Raw genomic sequence first — 24167 nt, forward strand, 5'->3', positions numbered from 1 at the left:
CAAGGATGGCGGTGGATGCAAGAAGCGTGAACAAGGCGCCTCATTCGTCGCTTGGCAATATTCCGCTTGTTGCCGCACGCCACCAATCGTGGCCCGTGTTCGCGCAACTGTCTGAAGACGAAAAGAAAAGAGCGGGCACAAGGCCCGCTCTTTCCGGTCGTCCAATCCGGATGGATTAGAACGAGAACTTCAGGCCGACGTCGGCGAAGGTGTTGTTGACACCGACGTTGTTGTTCTGACGAACGATACCGCCAGCAACGGTTGCGCCACCGCCCAGGTCGTAGGCAGCGCCGATCCCGATGTGCTGCGTGTCGGTCGAAGCGAAAGCATCCGTTCCGGCCGCGTCGAACAGGGTGTTGCCGAAGTCGGTGTAGAAGGCGGTCAGCGTGGTCGCACCAACAGCGTAGTCAACCGACAGTGCCCAGGTGGTGTCCCTGCCAGCGATGTCGCTGTCCGAGACGCGAGCCTTGACGGTCGCAGCGCCGAAGGTGGCCGAGCCGCCGAGCGAGATCAGGTCTTCCGCCGCGACGGTGTCGAGCGTGAGGGGAGTAACCGCAGGATTGCCATCGGTGGTTTCGTATCCGAGAGCGACCGAGTAGGCGTCCGTCGCGTACTTGACGGCGACGTTCAGCTCGCTGCCTGCGCTTTCAATCTGGCCCGCACCCAGACCGAAGGTCAGAGCGCCAGCGCTGTACTCGTAGTAGGCAGCCGTCTTGGTTGTGCCGACGAAGCCGATTTCCTGCAGCGAGTCGTTCGGGCCGTAACCGACGCCCGAGACCTGGCCCACGAGAGCGTCAGCAGCGCCGCCGACGTCGCCCATGGTCAGCTTGCCGAACGCGCCCGAGATGAACACGGTCGAGTCGCCGTTAGCGGTGCCGCCTTGGCCGGACTGGTCAGCGCGCATCGAAGCGCCGAACGCCAGGCCGGTATCGGTTTCGCCCGAAGCGGTGAAGACGATACGAACGCGCGAGCTGAACTGAGTGGTCGAGCCGGTAGCAGTGTCGGCGTACACCAGACCCATGCGGGCCGAACCCGACAGGGCGATTTCCGCGGAGGCGGCGCCGGCAACCATAACCAGGGCGCTGGTCGCGAGAAGAATCTTTTTCATGTTTTCCCTCTTTCTTCAAGGTAAGCCCGCCGCAGGGGAATCCGCAGGGGAATGAGCCGTATTTCACCCTTGCTGCCCACTTTTGCAACGCTCGCAAACCGTCCTCGGGAATTCGACGGAAAGTTGGTGCAGCAAAGCCACAGGTCCGGAATCCCCCAGTCATTGTCTGCGCTTCGCGCCCCTGCGCAAGCGCGCGCACGAGAAGCGAAAGCCCTTGGCACGCCTTGGGCGACAAGCTAGACAGCAGGCAAGGGTTCCAAAGGTGGCCGGATGAACTTGCATCAACTTGCACGCATGGCATTGGCGACGGGTCTGGTCGTTACTCTTTCAGCTTGCGGCGGCGGACTTGGCAGCGGCAATCTGTTCGGCAACCGGACTTCGGTCCCGTCGGAAGACCAGATGACCCGGAAAGAACGGGCCGACGCGCAGCGGGCAGCCAATGCGGCGGCGAACCCGGACCGGGAAGAGCGGGGCTCCACCGTGTGGGATCTGTTCTCGAACTCGGACGATCCGAACACCACGGTCGAGGTCAACAAGTACATCTGGCAGGCCAGCCTGGAAGTGCTGAACTTCCTGCCCATCGAATCGGTGGACCCGTTCACCGGCGTGATCGTGACCGGGTATGGGCGGCCTCCGGGTGGGGGTCGGGCGTATCGCGCGACGATCTATGTCCAGGACCCGGCGCTGGATGCGCGGAGCCTGAAGGTCGCGCTGCAGGGGCAGGGCGGCGGTTCGGTGGCTCCGGAGACGGTGCGGGCCATCGAGGATGCGATCCTGACCCGGGCGCGGCAGCTTCGGGTGCGCGACAGCAAGCTTTAAGCGTTCTGGTGGCCGGAAGGGCCGGGAAGGGGTGGACCTTTCCGGGCTGGCATGTGTAATTCCGCCCGGAATTCCGCATGAGGCCTCCTGATGTCCCGCTATGACCCTTCGGTGATCGAACCCCAATGGCAGGATGCCTGGGACAAGGCCGGGGCCTTCACGGCGCGGCGCGATCCGGCCAAGCCCAAGTACTATGTGCTGGAGATGTTCCCCTATCCGTCGGGGCGCATCCACATGGGGCATGTGCGCAACTACACGATGGGCGATGTGGTGGCGCGGACCAAGCTGGCGCAGGGGTTCAGCGTCCTGCACCCGATGGGCTGGGACGCCTTCGGGATGCCCGCCGAGAACGCCGCGATGGAGCGGGGCGGGCATCCGAAGGATTGGACCTACGGCAACATCGCGGACATGAAGGCGCAGATGAAGCCCTTGGGCCTGTCGATCGACTGGTCGCGGGAACTGGCGACCTGTGATCCGGAGTATTACGGCCAGCAGCAGGCCATGTTCATCGACATGATGGAGGCCGGGCTGGTCTACCGGAAGGCCGCCGTGGTCAACTGGGACCCGGTGGACATGACGGTTCTGGCCAACGAGCAGGTGATCGACGGCAAGGGCTGGCGGTCGGGCGCTGCGGTGGGACGGCGCGAGCTGACGCAGTGGTTCTTCAAGATCTCGGATTACTCGGAGGAGTTGCTGTCGGCGCTGGACGGGCTGACGAACTGGCCGGAGAAGGTGCGCCTGATGCAGGCGAACTGGATCGGCAAGTCGCGCGGCTTGCAGTTCGGGTTCCAGACGGTGGGGGCACCTGCGGGGTTCGATGTGCTGGAGGTCTACACGACCCGGCCGGATACTCTGATGGGGGCCTCCTTCGCGGCGATTTCGGCGGACCATCCGTTGGCGAAGGCGCTGGAGGGCGACCCGGCGGTGGCGGCCTTCGTCGCAGAGTGCCGAAAGGGCGGGACATCCGCCGAGGAAATCGAGACGGCGGAGAAGATCGGGTATGACACGGGCATCCGCGTCAAGCATCCTCTGGACCCGTCGTGGGAGCTGCCGGTCTGGATCGCCAACTTCATCCTGATGGACTATGGCACCGGCGCGATCTTCGGTTGCCCGGCGCATGACCAGCGCGACTTTGATTTCGCGACCAAGTACGGGCTGCCGATCAAGCCGGTGTTCACGGCGGACGGTGCCGACGCCGCGCTGGCCGAGGCTTTCGTGCCGATGAAATCGGAGAAGGTCCACTACATCCGTGGCTTCGCCGGGGCCGAGGTGCAGACGGGGGACGACGGCGTTGCATCGGCCATCGCCCATGCCGAGGCGAACGGCTACGGCAAGGGTGTCACCAAGTTCCGCCTGCGCGACTGGGGTGTGTCGCGGCAACGCTATTGGGGCTGCCCGATTCCGGTGATCCACTGCGCGACCTGCGGGGTGGTGGCCGAGAAGAAGGAAAACCTGCCGATCGAGCTGCCCTATGACGTCAGCTTCGATGTCCCCGGCAACCCCCTGGACCGGCATCCGACCTGGCGCGACTGCACTTGTCCGAAGTGCGGGGCCAAGGCCCGGCGCGAGACGGACACGATGGACACCTTCGTGGATTCAAGCTGGTACTACGCCCGCTTCACCGCGCCGCGCGCCACGACCCCGACCGTGCTGGAAGACGCCGACTACTGGATGAACGTCGACCAGTATATCGGCGGGATCGAGCATGCGATCCTGCACCTGCTGTACAGCCGCTTCTTCGCCCGGGCGATGCACAAGACCGGCCACCTGCCGCAGAAGGCCGTCGAGCCGTTCAACGCGCTTTTTACCCAAGGCATGGTCACGCATGAGATCTACCGGTCCATCGATGTGCAGGGCCGACCTGTCTATCACCTGCCCGAAGACGTGCTGCGCTTCAACATCGGGACAGAGCCGGTGGCATTCCTGCGGGCGGACCATGAAACCGACCTGTCGGAAATGAGCGAAGACCAGCTGAAAGCCAAGCTGGAAGAGGCTGCAGGGACGGCCATCGAGATCATCCCATCGGCCAAGATGTCGAAGTCGAAGAAGAACGTCGTCGACCCGATGAACATCATCGCGGACTTCGGCGCCGACACGGCCCGCTGGTTCGTGATGTCGGACTCGCCTCCTGAACGGGACGTCGAATGGACGTCCTCGGGTGCCGAGGCGGCGTTCAAGCACCTGTCCCGCGTCTGGGCGCTGTCGTCGCGGATCGGCGACATGCCGGCGGACCACAAGGGCGAGGGCGACGATGCGCTGGCCCGGGCGACGGCCAAGGCCATCGAGGATGTGACGAAGGGGATCGAAGGCTTTGCCTTCAACAAGGCCATCGCGGGGCTTTACGCTTTCGCCAATACCATCGGGAAGGCGAATGCCTCGACCGGGGTGATGAAAGAGGCGATCCGCACGCTGGCCAAGCTGATGTCCCCGATGACGCCGCATCTGGCCGAGGAGATTTGGGCGGCGCAGGGCGGCACCGGCCTTTGCGCGCAGGCCGCGTGGCCCAAGGCCGACCCGGCGCTGCTGGTGGACGATACCGTGGTCCTGCCGATCCAGATCAATGGCAAGCGCCGTGCGGAAATCAGCGTGCCGAAGGACCTGCCCGCGTCCGAGGTTGAAAAGCTGGCGCTCGCGGATGAGGATGTCGTCAAGTTCCTTGCCGGTCAGCCGGTGAAGAAGATCATCGTCGTCCCGGGTCGCATCATCAATGTCGTCGTCTGATCGCAAGCCCTGTCGCCAAAGCCGTCTCCCGCGGGAGCAGGTCACACTGGTGTCGCGCCGTGCGCTTCTGCTTGCGCCGGTTCTGCTGGCGGCCTGCGGCTTTACCCCCGCTTACGGGCCGGGAGGCGGTGCGACGAAGCTGACCGGGGCGGTGCGGGTGCAGGACCCCACGGACAAGAACGGCTTCGATTTCGTCGAACGGCTGGAGGAACGGCTGGGCCGGCCCGAGGCTGCGCGGTATGACCTGGCCTATACGATCACCACGGAGACCGTGGGGGTGGGCTTTACGGCCGACAACAAGATCACCCGCTACAACCTGAAAGGCGCGATCGACTATGCGCTGACCGACCAAGCCAGCGGGGCACGAGTGACCGGGGGGCGGGTGCAGGGCTTTACCGCCTATTCTGCCACCGGCTCGACCGTGGCGGCGCTGTCGGCCGAGGAAGACGCGGCCTTCCGGCTGATGCGCATCCTGGCCGACCAGATCGTCGCGCGGCTGATCGGCGCGGCAGACAGCCTGCCATGATCCTGAAAGGGTCCGAGGCCGCCCGCTACTGCGCCAGACCCGATCCGGCGCGGGCCGGGCTGCTGATCTTTGGTGCCGATGCGATGCGGGTGGCGCTGAAACGGCAGGAGGCCATTGCGGCGCTTGTCGGTCCCGAGGGAGAGGCCGAGATGCGGCTGACCCGCATGTCAGGCGCGGACCTGCGCAAGGATGGCAGTCTTCTGCTGGACGCGATCAAGGCGGTCGGGTTCTTTCCGGGGCCGCGGGTGGCCTTTCTGGAGGAAGCGACGGACGGCCTGACCGATACGGTGGCGGTGGCGCTGAAGGAATGGAAGCCCGGCGATGCGGTGATCGTGGTCACGGCGGGCAACCTGACGGGCAAGTCGGCGCTGAAGATGCTGTTCGAGAAGCACCCCTCGGCGATCTGCATCGCGCTTTATGACGAACCTCCGGGTCGGGAAGAGATCGAGGCGGCGCTGAAGGTGGCGGGGCTGGTCGACATCGACCGCGAGGCGATGACCGACCTGAACACTCTGGCCCGCGCGCTGGACCCCGGCGACTTCCGCCAGACGCTGGAGAAGATCGCGCTGTACAAGTATGGCGATGCCTCGCCGCTGACGCCTGCCGACGTGGCCGCGATGGCCCCGGCGACGATAGAAGCCGAGGTGGACGAGTTGATCGACGCGGTGGCCGAGGCGCGGTCTCAGGCCATCGGGCCCCTGTTCCGGCGGCTGGAGGGGCAGGGGGTCCAGCCGGTGACGATCTGCATCGGGGCCTTGCGCCACTTCCGCATCCTGCACGCGGCGGCGACCGATCCGCAGGGGCCGGGGGTGGGCATCCAGCGGGCGCGGGTGAACTTCAAGCAGAAGGACGCGATGGGGCGGCAGGCGGGGCAATGGGGCGTCCGCGCGCTGGAGACGGCGATGGCGGTGCTCTTGGAGACCGACCTGACCCTGCGGTCCGCCAGCAAGGCCCCGGGCATGGCGCTGATGGAACGCGCGCTGATCCGCATCGCGATGACGCGGCGGTAGGGGGCGATTTCTTTGAAGAAATCGTGTCGGAGCCTTTGAAGGCTCCGTTCCGGAGTTTTCGAAAACTCCGGTGCCTCACGCGCGGCGGATGGTTCCGGTGAGGGGCACGGCGGCGGTCAGCGTGTTGGAAATCGTGCCGTATTTCAGGATGTTGCGGTGCAAGAGGTCCATGCGCGCGTCGTTCTCGGCGGTGGTGACGGTGATCTGATACCGGATCCCGGTCAGCTTCGGGGGTGCGTCCTGACGGTCGGCCTCAAGCGCGACGGTCATTCCGTCCAGCTGGAACTTCAGCGTCGGCAGCACGCGTTCGGCGCCTTTGATCATGCAGGCGGCCAGGGCCGACAGCAGAAGTTCCACCGGGTTCAACGCATCCTTGCGGCCCGCCATGTCGGTGCCAAGGCGGACTTCGGCGCCGTGGCTGGTCGCGAGGCTTCCGGTGGCGTCCAGGCGGCTGGCGGTGACTTCGTACTGCATGGTGCCTCGCAGGTTGACAGTCGGGGTCAGGGGCGGAGAATGCCTGAAACCCGGCACCCGCGCCTTGATCCGGCGCAAAGCGAGGCTTCCTTGACGGCATTCACTGATCTTCACGCCCGCTGCGCCGTGCTGGGCACGCGGCTGTTCACCGTGACGAAGCTGGACGAGGAGAAGGCGCTCTTTGCCCGCGTCTTCACCTCGCATCCGGTGGAATATCCGGTGTCGGGAACGAAACCGATGGAAAGGGACGGCTGGTACGACACCACGATCGCGGGGCGGCGGACCTTTGTGGCCAACACGCCGCCCGAGTTCGCGAAGTATTTCTTCGACCACGAGCTGATCGTGTCGCTGGGGTTGGGGTCCTGCATCAACATTCCCGTCGTGGACGGAGCCCGTGTCCTTGGCACGGTGAACATCCTGGCGGAAGCCGGACATTTCACACCGGAAAAGCTGGACGCCTATGAGGCGCTGGTGGCCGATGCGGCACTGTCGGCGGAGCTGCGGTGATGGCGAAGGAACCTACCCCGATCGAGGCCTTCCTGGCACCGCTTGCGCGGATTGCGCGGAAGCATCGGGACATCGAGGGGCTGGTGTTCTGGGGCGGTCAGAGTTGGGACCCAAGCCCCTCCGAGGCGCTGGACGCCGAAGAGATCGCCTTTTACGCCGAGGGCTTGCTGATCGACGGGTTCAAGATGGACTGGGCCCTGGTGGCCGAGGGCGATGCGCCTGACCATCTGCGGCTTTGCTTCTGGCAGGAGGGTGAGCCGCCGCCGCCGGTGCAGCTGCCCTGGCGGGTTCTGGAACAGGGGCGCTGGGCGGGCTGAGGTCCGCGGCGGGCCGTTGCCGGGCGCAGGGCAGGAGTTGGCCCTTGTCCAACCGGGCGGGCTGCGCCTACGGTCTGGCGAGTTTTCGAAGGACCTCCCATGCGCGTGCTGTACGACCCCGATCCCCGGACCACCGATGACATCTTCTCGCCCGACGCACTGGCGGCGTTCCGCAGCCGGTACGAGGTGACGGAGTGGCTGGGCCAGGACCGTGACGCCTTTTATGCCGAACACCTGCCGGGCACCGAGATTCTGGTCTCGCAACAGGCGATGGGCGCGGACCGGCTGACGCTGGCACCGAAGCTGCGGGCGATCTTCAACGTCGAGACGAACTTCCTGCCGAACATCGACTATGAGGAGTGCTTTCGTCGCGGCATTCCAGTTTTGGCCCCCGGCGGGGTCTTTGCCGCGCCCGTGGCCGAGATGGCGCTGGGCATGGCGCTGAGCCTGGCGCGCAATATCCACGGTGAACATGCGGCTTTCCTGCGCGGGCAGGAGAAGTGGCTTTTCGACGGCAACCGCGACTCCGAGATGCTGGCGGGATCGACCGTGGGGATTATCGGCTTTGGCGACCTTGGGCGTGCAGTGCACCGTCTTTTGGCCCCGTTCGGGTGTCGCGTGCAGGCGCATGACCCCTGGCTACCCGCCGGTCATCTGCGGCGCCTGGGGGTGGAGCCGGTGGATTTCGACACCCTGATGGCCGAGAACCGTTTTGTCTTCGTGATGGCGGCGATCACTACGGAAAACAAGGGGTTGATCGACGCCCGCGCCCTGTCGCTGATGCAGCGGGGGGCGATGCTTCTGCTGATGTCCCGCGCGGCAGCCGTGGACTTTCCGGCCATGACCCAGGCCGCGGCCGAGGGGCGCATCCGGGTGGCGACCGATGTCTTCCCGGTCGAGCCGCTGCCACAGGACGACCCGATCCGTCAGGTGCCAAACATGCTGTTCTCGCCGCACCGGGCCGGGGCGCTGGAGTTTGCGCTGCGGGAAATCGGAACCCGGGTCCTGGAGGATATGGACCTGATCTCGCGCGGTCTGGCCCCGGTCGCCTGTCGCCGGGCGGAACGGGAAACCGTGGCGCGCTTCCGGTCAAAGCCGGTGGACCGGTCCTAGAACCGCGACAGCAGAAGGCCCGCCGCCACCAGACCTGCGGCGGCAAGGCGCGTGGGCGTCACCTCGTGCACAGCCATGCCAAGCGCCCCGGTCGCGTCGATGATCAGGGCGGCGGCCATCTGCCCCAGGATCAGCGCGGCGACCAGGGTGACGACGCCCAGCGACGCCACGCCCCAGACCGAGGCGAACACATACCAGGCACCCAGGACGCCACCAAGCAGCGTCCAGGCCGGAACCTGCGAGAGCCTCAGGAAGGCAGCGCCCTGACCCTGAACCGCGGCGAGGGCGACCAGGACAAGGAAGCCCACGCCAAACGACACGGCAGCGGCCGGGACCGTGGCACCAAGCTCGCGGGACAGGGCCGCGTTGATCGGCGCCTGGACCGAGATCGCCGCCCCGGCCAATACCATGACCATGATTACCCACCACATGCGCGCCTCCCTTGGCTTTGGGCCATCTGACCACCCCGCTCTGCCCGCATCAACCCTTGCGCCTGGCGCGGGTTCGGGCAGATTGGCGATATCCCATATCGGCGGTTCCGATGGCTTTCACTCTGCGCCAGCTTCAGTTCTTTGTGGCCGCTGCCGAGGCCGGGTCCGTCTCGGGCGCGGCGCGGGCGCTGTCGATCAGCCAGTCCTCGGTGACCGAGGCGATCCGCGGGCTGGAGGATGATCTGGGGGTCATCCTGTTTGACCGGCAGGCCCGGGGCATCCTGCCGACGCACAAGGGATCGGCTTTCCTGCGGCATGCCCGGCAGATCCTGTCCGACGTGGCCATCGCGCGCAGCACCTTTCAGGCCGAAGCCGAAACCGCGCGTGGCCGCCTGTCGCTGGGGGTGACCAGTCTGGTCGCAGGCTATGTGCTGTCAGACATCCTGCAACGCTACCGCCGCGCCTTCCCGCAGGTCGAGCTGAACGTCATCGAGGACAGTGGCGAATACCTTCAGCACCTGCTGATCGGCGGAGAGCTGGATGTGGCGGTCCTGCTCACCTCCTCCGTGCATGACCGGATGGCGCTGAATGTCGAGACGCTGCTGGTGTCGCCCTATCGGCTTTGGCTCCCGCTGGGACATTCGCTGGCGCAACAGGAAAGCATTACCCTGGAAGAGCTTGCCGGGACGCCGATGATCCAGCTGATGGTCGACGAGATCGAGGAATCGACCCGCCGCCTGACTGCCGCCCTGCCGGTCAAGCCGCAGATCGCCTTCCGCACCCGCAGCGTCGAGGCGGTGCGCAGTCTGGTTGCCACCGGAGCGGGGCTGGCGATCCTGCCCAGCCTGGTCTACCGGCCCTGGTCTCTGGAAGGCGACCGGATCGAGATCCGGGACGTGTCCGGCGACCTGCCGTCGGTTCAGGTCGGCCTTGCCTGGCGCAAGGGTGCGCCCTTGACCGGACCGGCGTCGAACTTCATCCGATCGGCGCAAAGCACGGCGGTGGCCCGGCCCGGATGAGTTCCGCCGAAGCGAGTAACCAATCGGAAACAGTGACTGCCCACTGTTCCTAGAGCAAAGCGCTTGATTTATAAGTAAAAACAGGCGACGCTTGGACGTCAAACGGTTGACTACCGAGGTAGTGTAGGCCGCAGGTATGGAGAGTCCAGGGATGCGCGGCGACGGTAAACGCTTGTTGATTTACGCACCGGTCGCGCTTCATCGCAAGGAAGGCAAGCTCTATCTGGAGGATCAGGCGCGCAACGGCCTGCGCCTTTGGGCGGAGAATTTTGACCTGCTCACGGTGATGATGCCTGTCACCGACGCTCCGATGCCGAAAAGCTGGGGTCCACTGGAGTTGGTGGGTCCGGCGCTCGAGCGGATTACCGTCGTGCCGCTTCCAATGGCCTATCGACCGGATCGATTTTTGCGCCAACTTCCGGCGGTACGACGTCAAATCCGTGATCTGATAGCGGAAGCGGATTACATCAGCTTCGCGATAGGCGGTATCTTCGGGGACTGGGGATCGGTGGCCTGCCATGAAGCCTGGAAAATGGGTCGACCCTACGGAATCTGGACCGACCGGGTCGAGTCGCAAGTGACGCGTCAACTGATAGGACAGGGCAACTGGCGGCGCAGACTACAGGCCCGCCTTTACCATCGGCCCATGGCGTGGCTGGAGCGTCACCTGATCCGCCGTGCACATGTGGGCTTCTTTCACGGGGGTGAGACATTCAATACCTACGCGCCCTTCAGTCGCAACCCGCATCTGGTGCATGACATCCACCTGAGCAAGGCCGATCACATTGACCCGGTTGCGCTGGACGCCAAGGTCGAGGCGGCAGCGACCGGCTTGGGGCCGCTGAAGATCGTATACGTCGGACGCGCAGACCCGATGAAAGGACCGCTCGACTGGCTTGAAGTGCTGGACTCGGTACATCGCGCTGGCGTGGATTTCGAAGCTCAATGGCTTGGAGACGGTACCGAACTCGACACGCTCCGTGCGCAAATCGTCGAAAAGGGACTGGAGAACAGGATCATGGCGCCCGGCTTCACGTCGGACCGCGCGGCGATTCTTGCGGCCCTCCGCGCGGCAGATATCTTCCTCTTCTGCCACAAAACCCCGGAATCGCCACGCTGCCTTATCGAAGCGCTTGCATCGGGCACTCCGATTGTCGGCTATGACGGTGCCTTTGCGCGAGACCTGATAAGTGGCAATGGAGGCGGCGTACTGGCACCCCTGAACGATGTTGTGGCCCTTGCGAAGCAAGTAATCGAGCTTGCCTGCGAGCCCGTGCGGCGTGCCACAATGGTTCGGAACGCCGCCGCGGATGGCGCCCCTTTTGATGACGTCTCGGTTTTCCGGCATCGTTCCGAGTTGATTCGGGAACATCTGCCTCCGCGCTGACAAAGGCGGATCATTGGAGACAATGGCCGCGCTATGCAGGCTTCACAGAAATTCGAACACTACCGGCCTGAGTCATAGGAAAAACCGATACCTCGCTTCAGTTTTTTGTTATTGCGAAAGTATGGGCACGCCATAGGCTTTCCGCAAGTCCGCGGGAACGGACCCTCTGCAGCCATGCCAGAGAAACAACAACGGGAGTGTGCCATGAATCGCCTCAAGCTCTTGGGAACCACAACGCTTGCCCTGATGACCGGGATCAGCCCGGTTCTGGCCCAGGTCACTGAAATCGGTGCCCCTGAAGGCCAGGTGAACATCGTCGCCTGGGCCGGGTATATCGAGCGCGGCGAGACGATGAAGGAATTCGACTGGGTCACCAAGTTCGAGGCGGCCTCGGGCTGCAAGGTGAACGTCAAGACCGCCAATACCTCGGACGAGATGGTGGCGCTGATGAACGAAGGCGGGTTCGACCTTGTCACCGCGTCGGGCGACGCCTCGCTGCGACTGATCGCTGGAGACCGGGTCCAGCCGATCAACACCGACCTGATCCCGTCCTGGTCGACGGTGGACGAACGGCTGAAGTCCGCACCCTGGCACACGGTCGACGGCGTGCACTACGGCGTGCCCTACATGTGGGGACCGAACGTGCTGATCTACAACACGGAAGTGTTCAAAGAGCCGCCGACGTCGTGGAACGTGGTGTTCGAGGAGATGACCCTTCCCGACGGCCAGTCGAACAAGGGCCGGGTGCAGGCTTATGACGGCCCGATCCACATCGCCGATGCCGCACAGTACCTGATGTTCCACAAGCCCGAGCTTGGCATCACCTCGCCCTACGAGCTGAACGAGGATCAGTACAAGGCGGCGCTCGACCTTCTGCGCGTGCAGCGCAATCTGGTCAGCCGCTACTGGCACGACGCCTTCATCCAGATCGACGACTTCAAGAACGAGGGCGTCGTGGCCTCGGGGTCCTGGCCGTTCCAGCGCAATCTGCTGCAGTCCGACGGCCAGCCCATCGCCTCGGTCATCCCGCAAGAGGGCGCGACGGGCTGGGCCGACACGACGATGATGCACGTCGATGCGGCGAATCCGAACTGCAGCTACCTCTGGATGGAGCATTCGCTGGCCTCGAACCTGCAGGCCGACCTTGCGGTCTGGTTTGGCGCGAACCCCGCGGTTCCTGCGGCCTGCACCGACGGGCGCGGCATGTCCACCGCCGAGACCTGCACCTCGAACGGAATGGATGATTTCGAGAAGATCCGGTTCTGGACCACGCCTGTGTCGAATTGCAGCCAGGGGGACGGCGCCTGCGTGCCCTACTACCGCTGGGTGTCGGACTACATCGGCGTGATCGGCGGTCGCTGATCTTCTGAACCACGGGTGGGCGGATCGCCCACCCTACTCCCCAACTTCCCTGACCAGTGGTGCGCCCTTGTGCACCCTACGGATGTCCCATGACCATTGCTGTCGAGTTCGCCAACGTCTCGCGCCATTTCGGCACCGTCAGGGCGGTCGACGGTGTGGACCTGACCATTGCCGAAGGGTCCTTCTTCGCGATGCTGGGCCCCTCGGGGTCGGGCAAGACAACCTGTCTGCGGCTGATCTCGGGGTTCGAAAAGCCGACGGGCGGGCAGATCCGGATCTTTGGGGAAGACGTGTCCGAGACCCCGCCGCACCTGCGCAACGTGAACACGGTCTTCCAGGACTATGCGCTGTTCCCGCATCTGAACGTGCGCGACAACGTGGCCTACGGGTTGATGGTCAAGGGCATGGGCCGCGCCGCGCGCTACAGAAAAGCCGAGGAGATGCTGGCGCTGGTCAAGCTTGACGGCTACGGCGACCGCAAGCCCGCGCAACTGTCGGGCGGGCAGCGGCAGCGGGTGGCGCTGGCGCGGGCGCTGGTGAACGAACCGCGCGTCCTTCTGCTGGACGAACCGCTGGGCGCCCTGGATCTGAAACTGCGCGAGGCGATGCAGGATGAACTCAAGGCCCTGCAGCACAAGCTGGGCCTGACCTTCGTCTTCGTCACCCACGACCAGCACGAGGCCCTGTCGATGGCCGACAGCCTCGCCGTCTTCAACGAAGGCAGGATCGCCCAGATCGGGACCCCGCAGGACATCTACGACCGCCCCGCCACCCGCTTTGTCGCCGATTTCGTCGGCTCCTCCAACGTCCTGCCCCCCGACCTGACCCGCGCGCTGGGAGGGCCCGCAGAGTGGGCTTCGCTCCGCCCCGAGGCCACCCGCCTCGCCCCGACCGGCCCGGTTTCGGGCACCGTTATCGCGCTGCGCTACCTTGGCTCGGGCACCCGCGTGGTGATCGACGCGGGCGGGACCGAGGTTGCCGCCCTTGTTCCCGCTGGCCAACCCGTCCCCGCCGAAGGCGCGACCACCGCCATCGCCTTCGAACCCTCGGCGCTGCACCTGATGGGGACGACCTGATGCGCCGCACCCGGACCCAGCGTCGCAGGGGGCGCTGCCCCCTCACCCCCCGGGATATTTGGGGACAGATGAACGGCAATGCCTGCTCCCCATTCATCTGTCCGGCAAATATCCCCGCCGGAGGCTCCGACCGCGCCGACGGGCGCCAGGCTTCCGGACAAAGCGCCCAAAATCCTTCCTTCAAGGATTTTTCCGCTCCGGGGGGGCGCGCATGACAGCCCGCGCGATCCTTCCCGCGAAGGGTGCTGCGGACCACCTGACGGGCACCTTTTGGCGCCGCCCGCAGCTTCTGCTTCTTCTCCTCATCACGCCGCCGCTTCTGTGGCTTGGCGTGGTCTACCTAGGCTCGCTGGCAGCCCTGCTTCTCCAGTCCTTCTACTCGATCGACGAGTTCTCGGGCGTGGTGAAGGAGGAGTTCACGCTGAAGACCTATGCCGAGCTGTTCCGGGCGCAGAACCTGGACATCATCATCCGCACGGTGGTGATGGCGACCGCCGTTACCCTGGCCTGCGCCATCCTCGCCTTTCCCATCGCCTATTACGCCGCGCGTTACGCCAAGGGGCCATGGAAGGCGGCCTTCTATCTGGGTGTCATGCTGCCGCTCTGGTCGTCCTACTTGGTCAAGGTCTATGCCTGGAAGCTGATCCTCGCCAAGGAGGGCATCCTCGGCTGGGCGGCGGAGGGCACTGGGACCGGCTTCATCATCACCGGCATCCTGTCTATTCCGGGGATGGAGGGGTCCTCGCTCTCCACTTCGCCCTTCGGGACCTTCCTGGTCTTCGTCTACATCTGGCTGCCTTACATGATCCTGCCGATGCAGGCCGCGCTTGAGCGGGTGCCGAATTCGATGCTGGAAGCTTCGGCCGACCTCGGCGCGACCCGGTCGCAGACCTTCCGCACGGTGATCCTGCCGCTGGCGCTGCCGGGGGTGATCGCGGGGTCGATCTTCACCTTTTCGCTGACGCTGGGCGACTACATCATCCCGCAGATCGTCGGGGACTCATCGCGCTTCATCGGCCTTACGGTCTACCAGTTGCAGGGCACGGCGGGGAACACTCCCCTGGCGGCCGCCTTCGCCGTGGTGCCGATCCTCATCATGCTGGTCTACCTGGCGCTGGCGAAACGGGCGGGGGCTTTCGATGCGCTCTGAGGCCTCCTGGGGATTGAAAGCCGCAGCACTTGGGGGGCTTCTGTTCCTCCATCTGCCGATCCTCCTGATCTTCCTTTATGCCTTCACCACCGAGGAACGGAGCTACGCCTTCCCACCGCCGGGTTACACGACGCAGTGGTTCGGCGTGGCCTGGAACCGCGCGGACATCTGGCCGCCCTTGTGGCTGTCCCTGAAGGTCGCGGCGATTGCGACGGTGATGGCGATGATCCTTGGCACCCTTGCCGCCGCCGGGATGGCGCGGGCGAAGTTCTTCGGGCGCGATCAGATCAGCCTGCTGATCCTTCTGCCCATTGCGCTGCCCGGGGTCATCACCGGCATGTCGCTGCGCTCGGCCTTCGGGATCATGGACATACCCTTCAGCACCTGGACCATCGTCCTTGGCCACGCGACCTTCTGCATCGTCATCGTCTACAACAACGCCATCGCCCGGATGCGCCGCCTGTCGGGCGGGATCATGGAGGCTTCGGCCGACCTTGGCGCCAACGCGTTCCAGACCTTCCGCTACGTCCTTCTGCCGAACCTCGGCAGCGCGCTGCTGGCAGGCGGGATGCTGGCCTTTGCGCTTTCGTTCGACGAGGTCATCGTCACCACCTTCACCGCGGGCCAGCAAAGCACGCTGCCGATCTGGATGCTGAACGAGCTTGTCCGTCCGCGCCAGCGCCCCGTCACCAATGTCGTCGCCATCGTGGTCTTCGCGGCCACCTTCGTGCCGATCCTCATCGCCTACTACCTTACCCGCGGCGGGTCCGAGACTGCCGGCATGGGCAAATAACGGAGGATTCCTCATGACCATCCAGACCAAGTTCCTGATCGGGTCCGCCTTCGAGGCTGGGCAGGAGACGCCCGAGCAGATCCTGAACCCGCGCACGGGCGGGTTGATCCTGGAGGTGCCCGAGGCCTCGACCGCGCAGGTCGACCGGGCCGTGGCCGCTGCGCGGAAGGCCTTCGAGGGCTGGTCGCGGACGACACCGGCCGAACGGTCCTCGGCGCTGTTGAAGATCGCGGACCGGATCGAGGCCGAGGCGGATGCCTTCGCGCAACTGGAGGCGTTGAACTGCGGCAAGCCGATCAATGCGGCGCGGAACGACGAGATTCCGGCGATCGTGGACTGCTTCCGCTACTTTGCGGGCGCGGTGCGCTGCATGACGGGGACCGTAGCGGGGGAGTATCTGTCGGGCCATACCTCGATGATCCGCCGCGATCCGGTGGGCGTGGTGGCCAGTATCGCGCCCTGGAACTATCCGCTGATGATGATGGCCTGGAAGCTGGGGCCCGCTGTCGGGGGTGGCAACACGGTGGTGTTCAAGCCGTCCGAGCAGACGCCGCTGACCGCGCTGAAGCTGGCGGAGATCCTGGCCGAGGTGCTGCCGGAAGGCGTCGTCAACGTCATCGCCGGGCGCGGGCAGACGGTGGGCAGCTATCTGATCAACCATCCGCAGGTGGACATGATCAGCCTCACCGGAGATGTGGCCACGGGCAAGAAGATGCTCGATGCCGCCGCCAAAACCGTGAAGCGCACGCATCTGGAGCTGGGCGGCAAGGCTCCGGTGATCGTGTTCGATGATGCCGACATCTCTGAAGTGGTTGAGGGGCTGCGGGCATTCAGCTTCTACAACGCCGGCCAGGATTGCACCGCAGCCTGCCGGGTCTATGCCGGGAAGAAGATCTACGACAACCTTGTCGCGGACCTCACCTCGGCGGCGTCGTCCATCGTTCTGGGGGCGGAGGACGACGCCACAAATGAAATCGGGCCGTTGATCAGCCAGCGCCAGCGCGACCGGGTGGCAAGCTTTGTCAACCGCGCGCGCGAGTTGAACCACGTCCAGATCACCACCGGTGGCGAGGCGATGGACCAGGGCTTCTACTACCGCCCCACGGTCGTCGCCGGGGCCAAGCAGGACGACGAGATCGTGCGGCGTGAGGTGTTCGGGCCGGTGGTTTCGGTCACCCCGTTCAGCGATGTCGAGGATGCGGTGGCCTGGGCAAACGACAGCGACTACGGGCTGGCGTCCTCGGTCTGGACGAAGGATGTGGGTCGCGCGATGGCGACGGCGGCGCGGCTGCGCTACGGCTGCACCTGGATCAACACCCATTTCATGCTGACCAACGAGATGCCACATGGCGGGCTGAAGCAGTCCGGCTACGGCAAGGACATGTCGGCCTATGCGCTGGAAGACTATACCGTGGTCCGGCATGTGATGATCAAGCACGGCTGACCCCCAAGCCAGGGTGGGCGGATCGCCCACCCTACGCCTGCGCGTCACTTCGGGGGGAAGAGCCGGTAGTAAAGCGCGTCGGGCAGGAAGTTTCCGCCGCGGAAAAGCCAGCTGAAGACGGTGGGGAAGCTGATCTTGAAGCGACCGCTTTGCATGTGCCGAAACATGATCTCGGCGGCGGCTTCGGGTTCCATGATGAAGGGCATGGTGAAATCGTTCTTCGCCGTCAGCCGGGTGCGGATGAAGCCCGGGTTGGCAAGTTGAACGGTCACACCGGATTTCCGCAGGTCCGCATAAAGCGATTCCGCCAGCACCATCGTCCCGGCCTTGGAGGCGGCGTAGCCGATCGCGCCGGGCAGGCCGCGGAAACCGGAGAGCGAACCGGTGATGACGATATGGCCGCGGTTCTTCGCGACCATGCCGGGCAGGGCGGCCCCGACCGCACGGATGCAGCCGGTGAAGTTGATGTTGGCCATCGCCTCGGCAGCCTTCGCGTCCCAGTCCTGCGCCCGCATCGGCCAGTAGACGCCGGCGAGGAATACCATCCCGTCGAGGTCAGGCAGCCCGGCAGCGGCGGCGGCGACGCTGGCGCTGTCACCCACATCCACCGGCAGGATCGTCGCGGGTCCGGGCAGGGTCGCGGCGGCGGCTTTCAGACTGTATTCGGTCCGTGCGGAGAGGATCACCTCCGCCCCCGCGGCGCTGAGTTTCTGCGCCAAGGCCAGACCCAGGCCCTCGGATGCACCGATGAGCCAGTACCGCTTGCCCTTGAAGTCTCTCATTCAGCGGCGGCCAGTTGCCGCGCTTCGACGGCCACGGGGCGCATCGTGGCGACAAGCTCGGCGACCTTGATGCCGAACTTGCGGAACTGCGAACGGTTCATGATCGTGCCGTTTTCCATGAGGTACATCCAGTCGGTCACGTCAAGGACATGGCCCCCCGCCTCGGGCGTCAGGCGGATGCGGTAGTTCAGAACGACGCTGGAGCCTTCGGCGCGACCGGTCCCCATGCCGACGACGTCGGGGGCGGTGGCGACGATGCTGCCGTCGGGGTTCAGGGCAAGCGTCCAGGCGCGGTGCTGGATGGTGCCGCTGTCATAGCGGAAGACCTCGGCCAAGGTGCCGGTGGTGCCATCCCATTGGCCGTGCATGTCAGCCACGAAGCGCGAGGTGACGCGACCGGTTGGGCCGAAGATCACACCCTCGCAGGCCAATGGACCGGAGAGGTGGCGGCGCAGATCGAAATCGGGGCCCTTCCCGCGATAGTCGGCGGGGTCCTGAGCCCGGAATGACGCGAAGCGGCTGCGCAGCGTGATCAGGATGAGGACGATCAACGCCCCGGCCAAGGCGGAGAGGATCGGGGTCATCGGATAGCATCCTTCAGGGGCATGTCGAGGCGGGTCCGGGCGAGAAGCGCGATTGCGGTAATCTTCAATACGCAAGGCAGGCCCGCGTAGATCAATGTGAGTGTTTCAAGGGCACTTTCCGGGTTCTCCTGCCCGGTCTGGAAGCCCGCGGCCTGCAGCGCGGGTAGAATTGTTAGGGCGGCAAGCGCGAGTGAGAGCTTGGAGACAAAGGACCACAGGCCAAAGGCGGCGGCCTCGGGTGTGCCGGTCTGGGCCAGCCGTTGCGCGAAGATCGCGGGCAGAAGCGTGAGGTCGGCGCCGAGGGCTGCCCCGGAGGCGGCGCAGATCAGGGCGAAGGCGATCAGGTCACCGGAGCCGAGCGTCAGGGTCCAGAGAAAGCTGGCGATGGCGAGGGTCATGGCCGCCAGGAGGACGGGCCGCGGTCCGTGTTTGCGGGCGAGGTGGCTCCAGACGGGGGTGGAGACGGCGGCGGCGAGGAAGAAAAGAAGGAGGAGCGGACCCTCCCAGCCGGGAAGCGCGAGGCGGCTTTCGACGAAGAAGAGGAAGAGCGTGGACGTGACCGCGACGGGGGAGGCGTTCAGCAGCGCGATCAGGAGGAGGCGGCGCGACAAGGGGTCGGAAAGGACGGGGCGGAAGAGGTCGAGCGGGTTTGGCGTGGGTTCGGCGGGAGTGCCCTGCCATTCGCGGTGCATCGCGACGGTCGCGACAAGGGCCACGGCGGCGAAGATCAGCGCGAAGGCGGTGAAGGGCTGGCTGGTCAGCGCGGCGAGGGCGACGGGGGCGGTGGCGGCAAGGCAGACGCCCAGGAGCGAGCCGCCCTCGCGCCAGCCGGCGAGGCGGATGTGGCCCTGGGGGCCGAGGGTTTGAGCCTTGGTCACGCCCTCGGCGTAAAAGCAGATGGTGAGGTAGGAAAAGGCGGAGAACAGCACGGTCAGGGTCAGCGCGAACCACAGAAGCGGGGCCACGGGCGGGGACACGGCGAAGAGGCCCCAGAGTGCTGCGGCCATCAGCGCGGCGGCAATGGCGATGGTCAGACTGCGGCGGGGGCGCGTCGCCTCGGCGAGCCAGCCGAGGAGGGGGTCCTGCACGACATCGATCAGGCGGAGGGATGCGAGCGTCAGGCCCATTGCGGCCAGCGAGGTGCCGTATTGGTCGACGAAGAATTTGGGCGCGTGGATGTAGATCGGCAGGCCAGCCATCGCGATGAGAGCGGCAAAAAGCGACCAGGCGGGGAGGCGGGTGGTCATCGGCGGCTGATGAATGGAGCGCCTTGCGGCGCAAGCCCTTTGTCTCGCCTCTGCGCGCGAAGGGCGCGCAACCGGCTCGGACGGCGCGCCGCGCGGGGGATATTTGGGCAAATGTGAAAGGCGGAGGGCTGGCGCATCAGCGCGAAATGTCTTCGGCCGGGGGCGTGGGGCGGCCGTGGAACTTGACCTTCTTTGCCCACAGTTTCAGCGCCTGCCAGTGGATCAGCGCCAGGACCCGGCGCGAGCCGAAGGGGCGGCGGAGGGCGGAGGCGAGGATGCCGCGGTTGGTCAGGGGCTGGCGCGGGCCGATGAGGTTGGTGAAGAGGCCGCCGCCCGGGGTGGTGTAATCGATCCAGATGCCGATGCGGTCGGAGCGGATGTCGAAGCGGAAGGTGTAGGTGCCAGCGACGGGCTGGAAGGGCGAGACGTGGAAGATCTTCTGCGCCTGGATCGTGTCCTCCCGGGTGATGGGCGCGCGGTCCTCACGGTGGCAAAGATAGGAATGACGGTCGCCGTAGGTGTTTGTCACCTCGGCGATCACGGCGCGGAGGTGGCCGAGGTGGTCGTAGGACAGCCAGAAGCTCACAGGGTTGAAGACGTGGCCGAGAAGGCGCGGCTGGGCGAGGAGGAGGAGACGGTCGTGGGCAAGGTTGTGCTGGGTCAGCACCTCGCGCGCCCAGGCCACTCCGGTGCCCTGGCCGGGCGTGCCGCCGTGGTCAGCGTCGTGGACCGACATCAGGTTGCCGGTGTTCCGCGAGAACAGGGCGGGGCCCTTGGCCTTGGCGGGATCGAGCAGGAGATAGTCCACCGAGTAGCGGAAGGCGTTCTTCACGGCACCCTTGCGGCCGTGGAAGGTCTCTGCCGGAATCCGCTGCACGCTGGCATCAAGGTCGGCCATCAGGCAACCAGCCGGAAAGCGTGCCGCTCGGCCATCGCCTGCACCACGTCGACCGCCGAGGCGAAGCCATCCTCATGGAAACCATTGCGCATCCAGGCGCCGCAGAACCAGGTGTTGTGACTGCCGTTCATCGTGCGGATGCGCGCTTGTGCGGCCAGCGCGGCGAGGTCGAAGACCGGGTGGTGGAAGGTGTTCACGTCATGCACAAGGTCGTCGCGGATCGGGCGGGTGGTGTTCAGGGTGACGAACAGGGGGTCGTCCTGCGGGATCGGCTGCAGGGAGTTCATCCAGTAGGTCAGGTCGATGCGTTCGCCGGGACCCGACTTCGGCTCGACATAGGACCAGGACGACCAGACCTTGCGCGATTTCGGCATCAGCGAGGCGTCGGAGTGCAGCACGGCCTCGTTCGGCTGGTAGCGGATCGCGGCAAGCGCCGTGGTTTCGGCCGGGGTGCCATCGGCGAGAAGCTTCAGCGTGATGTCGGAATGCGTGGCGAAGACCACGTCATCAAACAGCTCCGGCTCGCAGCCCGTTGCGCGGACGAAGACCGACCCGGCCTCGCGCCGGACGGAAGCAATGGGGGAGGCAGTGCGGATATCGACGCCCTGCGCGGTCATCGCGGCCTGCAGGCGACGCACATACTCCATCGAGCCGCCCTTGACCGTGTACCACTGGTGCTGGCCGTCGACGTCCATCAGCGCGTGGTTGCGGAAGAACCGGACCAGCGCCTGGGCCGGGAAGTCGAGGATGCCCGAGGTTGGGGTGGACCAGATCGCGCCCGAGAACGGGGTGATGTAGTGGTCGCGGAAATACGACCCGGTGCCGAGACGGGCCAGCAGCTCGCGGATGGTCATGGCGGGGTCGTTGGCCACGGCTTCGGCATTGCGGTTGAAGTGCAGGATGTCGGACAGCATCCGCAGGAAGCGCGGGTTCAAGGCGTTCTTCCGCTGCGCAAAGATCGCATCCATCGACGCCAGCCCGTATTCCACCGCCCCGCCCCGGATCGACGCCCCGAAGGACATTGAGCTTTCGGTGACGGGGACGTCCAGCTTTTCGAACAGACGCACGAGGTGGGGGTAGTTCACCCGGTTGAAGACGATGAAGCCCGTGTCGACCGGCTGGTCCTTGCGTTTGCCCGCAATGACGGTGCGGGCATGGCCCCCCAGACGCGGCTCGGCTTCGAAGAGGACAACGGAGTTGCGGTCGGCCAGCATGTGGGCTGCGGCCATGCCGGAAATGCCCCCCCCGATCACGGCGATGCGGCGGGGGGCGGAGCCGAACTGTTCGAAAGGCATTTAAGAGGACTTCCCTGGATTGGTCTTCACATGGTTACGCTACGGGCCCCCGATCGGATCACCCCTACCCATGACTTACGGGGCCCGGGGAGAGAAAGTTTCCTGTCAGGTTGGCTTACCCTGACAGACGCCAAAAAAGTGTCAAACGAAGTTGACACATTTCCTTGACTTGTTGCCGGTGTGATCCAATTGCCTGAAAAATGATCCGGCTGCGGGTTGCCCGCGTAGAAGCAGTATGATGCTTGACGCCAGCAGAGCCGCTATGACGGAACAGACCATGCCGCCGGTGCCTTCTGGGCCGGTGACACGAGTCGGTTCGCGGCAGAAGAAGGACGGATCGTTGGCGAAGGCGGAGGACGAGACAGACTGGGCCGGCCTTCTGTTGAGGGTGCGCGACCATCAGGACAGGGCGGCCTTTGCGGCCTTGTTCCGGCACTTTGCCCCACGGGTAAAGGCCTTCCTGATGAAGTCGGGGGCTGGGGCCGCTCTGGCCGAGGAATGCGCACAGGACGTCATGGCGACGCTCTGGCAGAAGTCGCATCTTTTCGACCCGACGCGGGCCAGCGTGGCGACCTGGGTCTATACCATCGCCCGCAACCGGCGGATCGATGCGCTGCGCAAGGCGCGCCGGGCCGAGCCGGAGGAATTGGACTGGGGACCGGAGCCCGAGCCTGACATGGCCGAGGTGCTGGAGGCCCAGGAAGAAACGGAACGGCTGGGGCGCGCGTTGGCCGCGTTACCCGCGCCACAAAGGACACTGATCGAACGCGCTTTCTATGGCGACCTCTCGCACAGCGAGATCGCCGCCGAGACAGGGCTTCCCTTGGGGACGATCAAATCGCGGATTCGGCTGGCGCTGGACAAGCTGCGCCACCAGATGGGTTGAAGGACGAAGTAGGGACATGACGATACGCCACCATCTCTCGGACCAGCTCTTGATGGGCTACGCGGCCGGCCAGCTGCCCGAGGCTTTCAGCCTGGTCGTCGCGACGCACGTGTCGCTGTGCGACGAGTGCCGGGCGCGGCTTGGATCATTCGATGCCGTGGGCGGGACGCTTCTGGAGGAAGCGGACGAGATCGCAATGGGCGAGGACGCGCTGTCGCGGACGCTGGCCCGGATCGAAGGGCTGCCGCAGGCCACCCGGTCCGAGCCGTTGAAACCGGCGGGCATCTTCCCGGCTCCCTTGGCCGAGTATATCGGCGGCGACCTGTCGTCGGTGCGCTGGCGCAAGGTCGGCGGCGGGGTTCGTCAGGCGATCCTGCCCACGGGGAAGGATGCATCGGCGCGGCTTTTGTACATCCCGGCGGGCAAGGCGGTTCCGGACCACGGTCACCGCGGGATCGAGCTGACGCTGGTCCTGCAGGGCGCCTTTGCCGACGCGAACGACCGTTTCGGGCGCGGCGACATCGAGATTGCCGACGAGGACCTTGAGCATACTCCGGTCGCGCTGGCGGGGCAGGACTGCATCTGCTTGGCGGCGACGGATGCGCCCTTGCGGTTCCGGGGGCTGATCCCCCGGCTGGCGCAGCCGCTGTTGCGGATTTAAACGCCGAAGTATCGGACTGCGATCAGGAACCCGTCCCCCGAAAGGTGGGCGGGTTCTGTCGTTATCAGAAGGTCGCCGGTTGCCGTGGGCACAGCGTTCACCGTGCAAGGCCCCAGGGCGTAAAGCGCGAGACTGCCGGCTGCGGGCAGGAACTGGTCTCGCACCACGGACACTTCCGGTCGGGGCAGATGACGCGCGGTCATGACGTTGAAATCGTCGGACGGCTGGCCGTTGGTGTCAGTCGCCGCCACGGCGACATCGCCGGGAAAGGCCACGGGGACAAGCGGATCGCAGCGAAGATCCAGATTCGGTCCGGTCAGCCGGAATCCCGCGCCGGTCAGCACTGTCAGGTTCCGCTCGATGCCGGGAAAGAACGAGAATGGTCCATCCTCGACCACCGAGGCGCGGGAGAGGCGGAGGAGCGTTTTGCCCGCGGGGTCCGTCAGGTGCAGAAGCTCGGTCGTGGTGCCGCGCCCGTTCTTCCAGGGTTGCGTCTGGTAATCGGCGGGGGTGAGGTGGATCATCGGCGTCTCTTCATCGGGCGGTGGGCGAACCCG

25 protein-coding genes are annotated in these 24167 nt (G+C 65.5%); 16 read left to right on the top strand and 9 right to left on the bottom strand.

Going from position 1 to position 24167, the window contains the following annotated elements:
* Nucleotides 1-175 precede the first annotated feature (175 nt).
* Nucleotides 176-1108 carry a porin gene (locus Q0C42_RS15505; RefSeq protein WP_295077794.1) on the bottom strand — a complete coding sequence of 311 codons (933 nt, stop codon included), beginning with the start codon at nucleotides 1106-1108 and terminating at the stop codon, nucleotides 176-178.
* Nucleotides 1109-1402: 294 nt separating this feature from the next.
* Between Q0C42_RS15505 and Q0C42_RS15510 the strand changes: the two genes are divergently transcribed.
* The 4 genes from Q0C42_RS15510 to holA all read left to right on the top strand — a co-directional run bounded on the left by Q0C42_RS15510 (nucleotide 1403) and on the right by holA (nucleotide 6184).
* Entirely contained in the window at nucleotides 1403-1927 is a 525-nt protein-coding gene (locus Q0C42_RS15510) for a DUF3576 domain-containing protein (protein WP_295077798.1), read from the top strand.
* Nucleotides 1928-2017: 90 nt separating this feature from the next.
* The gene (gene leuS, locus Q0C42_RS15515) at nucleotides 2018-4648 is read left to right on the top strand and encodes a leucine--tRNA ligase (RefSeq protein ID WP_295077801.1); all 2631 of its coding nucleotides are present in this window, start codon (nucleotides 2018-2020) and stop codon (nucleotides 4646-4648) included.
* A gap of 49 nt (nucleotides 4649-4697) precedes the next feature.
* On the top strand, nucleotides 4698-5174 hold the full coding sequence (gene lptE / locus Q0C42_RS15520; protein ID WP_295077804.1) for an LPS assembly lipoprotein LptE: 477 nt from the start codon (nucleotides 4698-4700) through the stop codon (nucleotides 5172-5174).
* A complete protein-coding gene (gene holA / locus Q0C42_RS15525) occupies nucleotides 5171-6184 on the top strand; it encodes a DNA polymerase III subunit delta (protein ID WP_295077807.1) in 1014 nt (337 codons plus the stop codon). The genes lptE and holA overlap by 4 nt, the downstream gene beginning before the upstream one ends.
* A gap of 75 nt (nucleotides 6185-6259) precedes the next feature.
* On the opposite strand, the gene Q0C42_RS15530 is transcribed toward holA, so the two are convergent.
* The gene (locus Q0C42_RS15530) at nucleotides 6260-6658 is read right to left on the bottom strand and encodes an OsmC family protein (protein ID WP_295077810.1); all 399 of its coding nucleotides are present in this window, start codon (nucleotides 6656-6658) and stop codon (nucleotides 6260-6262) included.
* A 39-nt stretch (nucleotides 6659-6697) separates the two neighbouring features.
* Between Q0C42_RS15530 and Q0C42_RS15535 the strand changes: the two genes are divergently transcribed.
* From Q0C42_RS15535 to Q0C42_RS15545, 3 genes are all read left to right on the top strand, one after another.
* Nucleotides 6698-7165 (top strand): GAF domain-containing protein, encoded by a 468-nt coding sequence (locus Q0C42_RS15535; protein ID WP_295077813.1) that lies wholly within the window; start codon nucleotides 6698-6700, stop codon nucleotides 7163-7165.
* Entirely contained in the window at nucleotides 7165-7482 is a 318-nt protein-coding gene (locus Q0C42_RS15540; RefSeq protein ID WP_295077816.1) for a hypothetical protein, read from the top strand. The genes Q0C42_RS15535 and Q0C42_RS15540 overlap by 1 nt, the downstream gene beginning before the upstream one ends.
* 99 nt (nucleotides 7483-7581) lie before the next feature.
* Nucleotides 7582-8595, top strand: a complete 1014-nt coding sequence (locus tag Q0C42_RS15545) for a hydroxyacid dehydrogenase (protein WP_295077819.1) — start codon at nucleotides 7582-7584, stop codon at nucleotides 8593-8595.
* Here the strand turns inward: Q0C42_RS15545 and Q0C42_RS15550 are convergent.
* On the bottom strand, nucleotides 8592-9026 hold the full coding sequence (locus tag Q0C42_RS15550; RefSeq protein WP_295077822.1) for a DMT family transporter: 435 nt from the start codon (nucleotides 9024-9026) through the stop codon (nucleotides 8592-8594). The two genes, Q0C42_RS15545 and Q0C42_RS15550, sit on opposite strands and share 4 nt — an antisense overlap.
* A gap of 110 nt (nucleotides 9027-9136) precedes the next feature.
* On the opposite strand from Q0C42_RS15550, the gene Q0C42_RS15555 reads away from it, so the two are divergent.
* The 7 genes from Q0C42_RS15555 to Q0C42_RS15585 all read left to right on the top strand — a co-directional run bounded on the left by Q0C42_RS15555 (nucleotide 9137) and on the right by Q0C42_RS15585 (nucleotide 17257).
* A complete protein-coding gene (locus Q0C42_RS15555; RefSeq protein WP_295077825.1) occupies nucleotides 9137-10045 on the top strand; it encodes a LysR family transcriptional regulator in 909 nt (302 codons plus the stop codon).
* A gap of 151 nt (nucleotides 10046-10196) precedes the next feature.
* Nucleotides 10197-11432, top strand: coding sequence for a glycosyltransferase (locus Q0C42_RS15560; RefSeq protein ID WP_295077828.1), 1236 nt, complete (start codon nucleotides 10197-10199; stop codon nucleotides 11430-11432).
* 204 nt (nucleotides 11433-11636) lie between these two features.
* Nucleotides 11637-12794 (top strand): ABC transporter substrate-binding protein, encoded by a 1158-nt coding sequence (locus Q0C42_RS15565; protein WP_295077831.1) that lies wholly within the window; start codon nucleotides 11637-11639, stop codon nucleotides 12792-12794.
* Between the two features lie 89 nt (nucleotides 12795-12883).
* Nucleotides 12884-13870, top strand: coding sequence for an ABC transporter ATP-binding protein (locus Q0C42_RS15570; protein ID WP_295077834.1), 987 nt, complete (start codon nucleotides 12884-12886; stop codon nucleotides 13868-13870).
* A 211-nt stretch (nucleotides 13871-14081) separates the two neighbouring features.
* Complete coding sequence (locus tag Q0C42_RS15575; protein WP_295077837.1) at nucleotides 14082-15020, top strand: ABC transporter permease; 939 nt, start codon at nucleotides 14082-14084, stop codon at nucleotides 15018-15020.
* Nucleotides 15010-15813, top strand: coding sequence for an ABC transporter permease (locus Q0C42_RS15580; RefSeq protein WP_295077840.1), 804 nt, complete (start codon nucleotides 15010-15012; stop codon nucleotides 15811-15813). The genes Q0C42_RS15575 and Q0C42_RS15580 overlap by 11 nt, the downstream gene beginning before the upstream one ends.
* A gap of 19 nt (nucleotides 15814-15832) precedes the next feature.
* Complete coding sequence (locus Q0C42_RS15585; RefSeq protein ID WP_295078515.1) at nucleotides 15833-17257, top strand: gamma-aminobutyraldehyde dehydrogenase; 1425 nt, start codon at nucleotides 15833-15835, stop codon at nucleotides 17255-17257.
* Nucleotides 17258-17301: 44 nt separating this feature from the next.
* Here the strand turns inward: Q0C42_RS15585 and Q0C42_RS15590 are convergent, their stop codons facing one another.
* From Q0C42_RS15590 to Q0C42_RS15610, 5 genes are all read right to left on the bottom strand, one after another.
* Nucleotides 17302-18039: an SDR family oxidoreductase gene (locus Q0C42_RS15590; protein WP_295077843.1), complete on the bottom strand. Its 738-nt coding sequence runs from the start codon at nucleotides 18037-18039 to the stop codon at nucleotides 17302-17304.
* Entirely contained in the window at nucleotides 18036-18623 is a 588-nt protein-coding gene (locus tag Q0C42_RS15595) for a DUF3833 domain-containing protein (protein ID WP_295077847.1), read from the bottom strand. The genes Q0C42_RS15590 and Q0C42_RS15595 overlap by 4 nt, the downstream gene beginning before the upstream one ends.
* Nucleotides 18620-19870 (bottom strand): MFS transporter, encoded by a 1251-nt coding sequence (locus Q0C42_RS15600; RefSeq protein WP_295077850.1) that lies wholly within the window; start codon nucleotides 19868-19870, stop codon nucleotides 18620-18622. The genes Q0C42_RS15595 and Q0C42_RS15600 overlap by 4 nt, the downstream gene beginning before the upstream one ends.
* Before the next feature lie 136 nt (nucleotides 19871-20006).
* Nucleotides 20007-20768, bottom strand: coding sequence for a DUF1365 domain-containing protein (locus tag Q0C42_RS15605; protein WP_295077853.1), 762 nt, complete (start codon nucleotides 20766-20768; stop codon nucleotides 20007-20009).
* Nucleotides 20768-22063, bottom strand: coding sequence for an NAD(P)/FAD-dependent oxidoreductase (locus Q0C42_RS15610; RefSeq protein ID WP_295077856.1), 1296 nt, complete (start codon nucleotides 22061-22063; stop codon nucleotides 20768-20770). Before Q0C42_RS15610 ends, Q0C42_RS15605 begins: the two co-directional genes overlap by 1 nt.
* A 262-nt stretch (nucleotides 22064-22325) precedes the next feature.
* On the opposite strand from Q0C42_RS15610, the gene Q0C42_RS15615 reads away from it, so the two are divergent.
* Together Q0C42_RS15615 and Q0C42_RS15620 are read left to right on the top strand one after the other, a co-directional pair.
* A complete protein-coding gene (locus Q0C42_RS15615; RefSeq protein WP_295077859.1) occupies nucleotides 22326-22949 on the top strand; it encodes a sigma-70 family RNA polymerase sigma factor in 624 nt (207 codons plus the stop codon).
* Between the two features lie 16 nt (nucleotides 22950-22965).
* The gene (locus tag Q0C42_RS15620) at nucleotides 22966-23610 is read left to right on the top strand and encodes a ChrR family anti-sigma-E factor (protein ID WP_295077862.1); all 645 of its coding nucleotides are present in this window, start codon (nucleotides 22966-22968) and stop codon (nucleotides 23608-23610) included.
* Here Q0C42_RS15620 and Q0C42_RS15625 read toward each other — a convergent pair.
* On the bottom strand, nucleotides 23607-24134 hold the full coding sequence (locus tag Q0C42_RS15625; RefSeq protein WP_295077864.1) for a HutD family protein: 528 nt from the start codon (nucleotides 24132-24134) through the stop codon (nucleotides 23607-23609). The genes Q0C42_RS15620 and Q0C42_RS15625 overlap by 4 nt on opposite strands.
* Between the last annotated feature and the right edge of the window lie 33 nt (nucleotides 24135-24167).

This window comes from Tabrizicola sp. (genome assembly GCF_022842145.1).
Taxonomy (GTDB): domain Bacteria; phylum Pseudomonadota; class Alphaproteobacteria; order Rhodobacterales; family Rhodobacteraceae; genus Tabrizicola.

Coding starts and splice junctions, on each gene's coding strand:
- Q0C42_RS15505 (WP_295077794.1), bottom strand. CDS start 1,108: ATGAAAAAGATTCTTCTCGCGACCAGCGCCCTGGTTATGGTTGCCGGC.
- Q0C42_RS15510 (WP_295077798.1), top strand. CDS start 1,403: ATGGCATTGGCGACGGGTCTGGTCGTTACTCTTTCAGCTTGCGGCGGC.
- leuS (WP_295077801.1), top strand. CDS start 2,018: ATGTCCCGCTATGACCCTTCGGTGATCGAACCCCAATGGCAGGATGCC.
- holA (WP_295077807.1), top strand. CDS start 5,171: ATGATCCTGAAAGGGTCCGAGGCCGCCCGCTACTGCGCCAGACCCGAT.
- Q0C42_RS15530 (WP_295077810.1), bottom strand. CDS start 6,658: ATGCAGTACGAAGTCACCGCCAGCCGCCTGGACGCCACCGGAAGCCTC.
- Q0C42_RS15535 (WP_295077813.1), top strand. CDS start 6,698: ATGCCTGAAACCCGGCACCCGCGCCTTGATCCGGCGCAAAGCGAGGCT.
- Q0C42_RS15540 (WP_295077816.1), top strand. CDS start 7,165: ATGGCGAAGGAACCTACCCCGATCGAGGCCTTCCTGGCACCGCTTGCG.
- Q0C42_RS15545 (WP_295077819.1), top strand. CDS start 7,582: ATGCGCGTGCTGTACGACCCCGATCCCCGGACCACCGATGACATCTTC.
- Q0C42_RS15550 (WP_295077822.1), bottom strand. CDS start 9,026: ATGTGGTGGGTAATCATGGTCATGGTATTGGCCGGGGCGGCGATCTCG.
- Q0C42_RS15555 (WP_295077825.1), top strand. CDS start 9,137: ATGGCTTTCACTCTGCGCCAGCTTCAGTTCTTTGTGGCCGCTGCCGAG.
- Q0C42_RS15560 (WP_295077828.1), top strand. CDS start 10,197: ATGCGCGGCGACGGTAAACGCTTGTTGATTTACGCACCGGTCGCGCTT.
- Q0C42_RS15565 (WP_295077831.1), top strand. CDS start 11,637: ATGAATCGCCTCAAGCTCTTGGGAACCACAACGCTTGCCCTGATGACC.
- Q0C42_RS15570 (WP_295077834.1), top strand. CDS start 12,884: ATGACCATTGCTGTCGAGTTCGCCAACGTCTCGCGCCATTTCGGCACC.
- Q0C42_RS15575 (WP_295077837.1), top strand. CDS start 14,082: ATGACAGCCCGCGCGATCCTTCCCGCGAAGGGTGCTGCGGACCACCTG.
- Q0C42_RS15580 (WP_295077840.1), top strand. CDS start 15,010: ATGCGCTCTGAGGCCTCCTGGGGATTGAAAGCCGCAGCACTTGGGGGG.
- Q0C42_RS15590 (WP_295077843.1), bottom strand. CDS start 18,039: ATGAGAGACTTCAAGGGCAAGCGGTACTGGCTCATCGGTGCATCCGAG.
- Q0C42_RS15595 (WP_295077847.1), bottom strand. CDS start 18,623: ATGACCCCGATCCTCTCCGCCTTGGCCGGGGCGTTGATCGTCCTCATC.
- Q0C42_RS15600 (WP_295077850.1), bottom strand. CDS start 19,870: ATGACCACCCGCCTCCCCGCCTGGTCGCTTTTTGCCGCTCTCATCGCG.
- Q0C42_RS15605 (WP_295077853.1), bottom strand. CDS start 20,768: ATGGCCGACCTTGATGCCAGCGTGCAGCGGATTCCGGCAGAGACCTTC.
- Q0C42_RS15610 (WP_295077856.1), bottom strand. CDS start 22,063: ATGCCTTTCGAACAGTTCGGCTCCGCCCCCCGCCGCATCGCCGTGATC.
- Q0C42_RS15615 (WP_295077859.1), top strand. CDS start 22,326: ATGACGGAACAGACCATGCCGCCGGTGCCTTCTGGGCCGGTGACACGA.
- Q0C42_RS15620 (WP_295077862.1), top strand. CDS start 22,966: ATGACGATACGCCACCATCTCTCGGACCAGCTCTTGATGGGCTACGCG.
- Q0C42_RS15625 (WP_295077864.1), bottom strand. CDS start 24,134: ATGATCCACCTCACCCCCGCCGATTACCAGACGCAACCCTGGAAGAAC.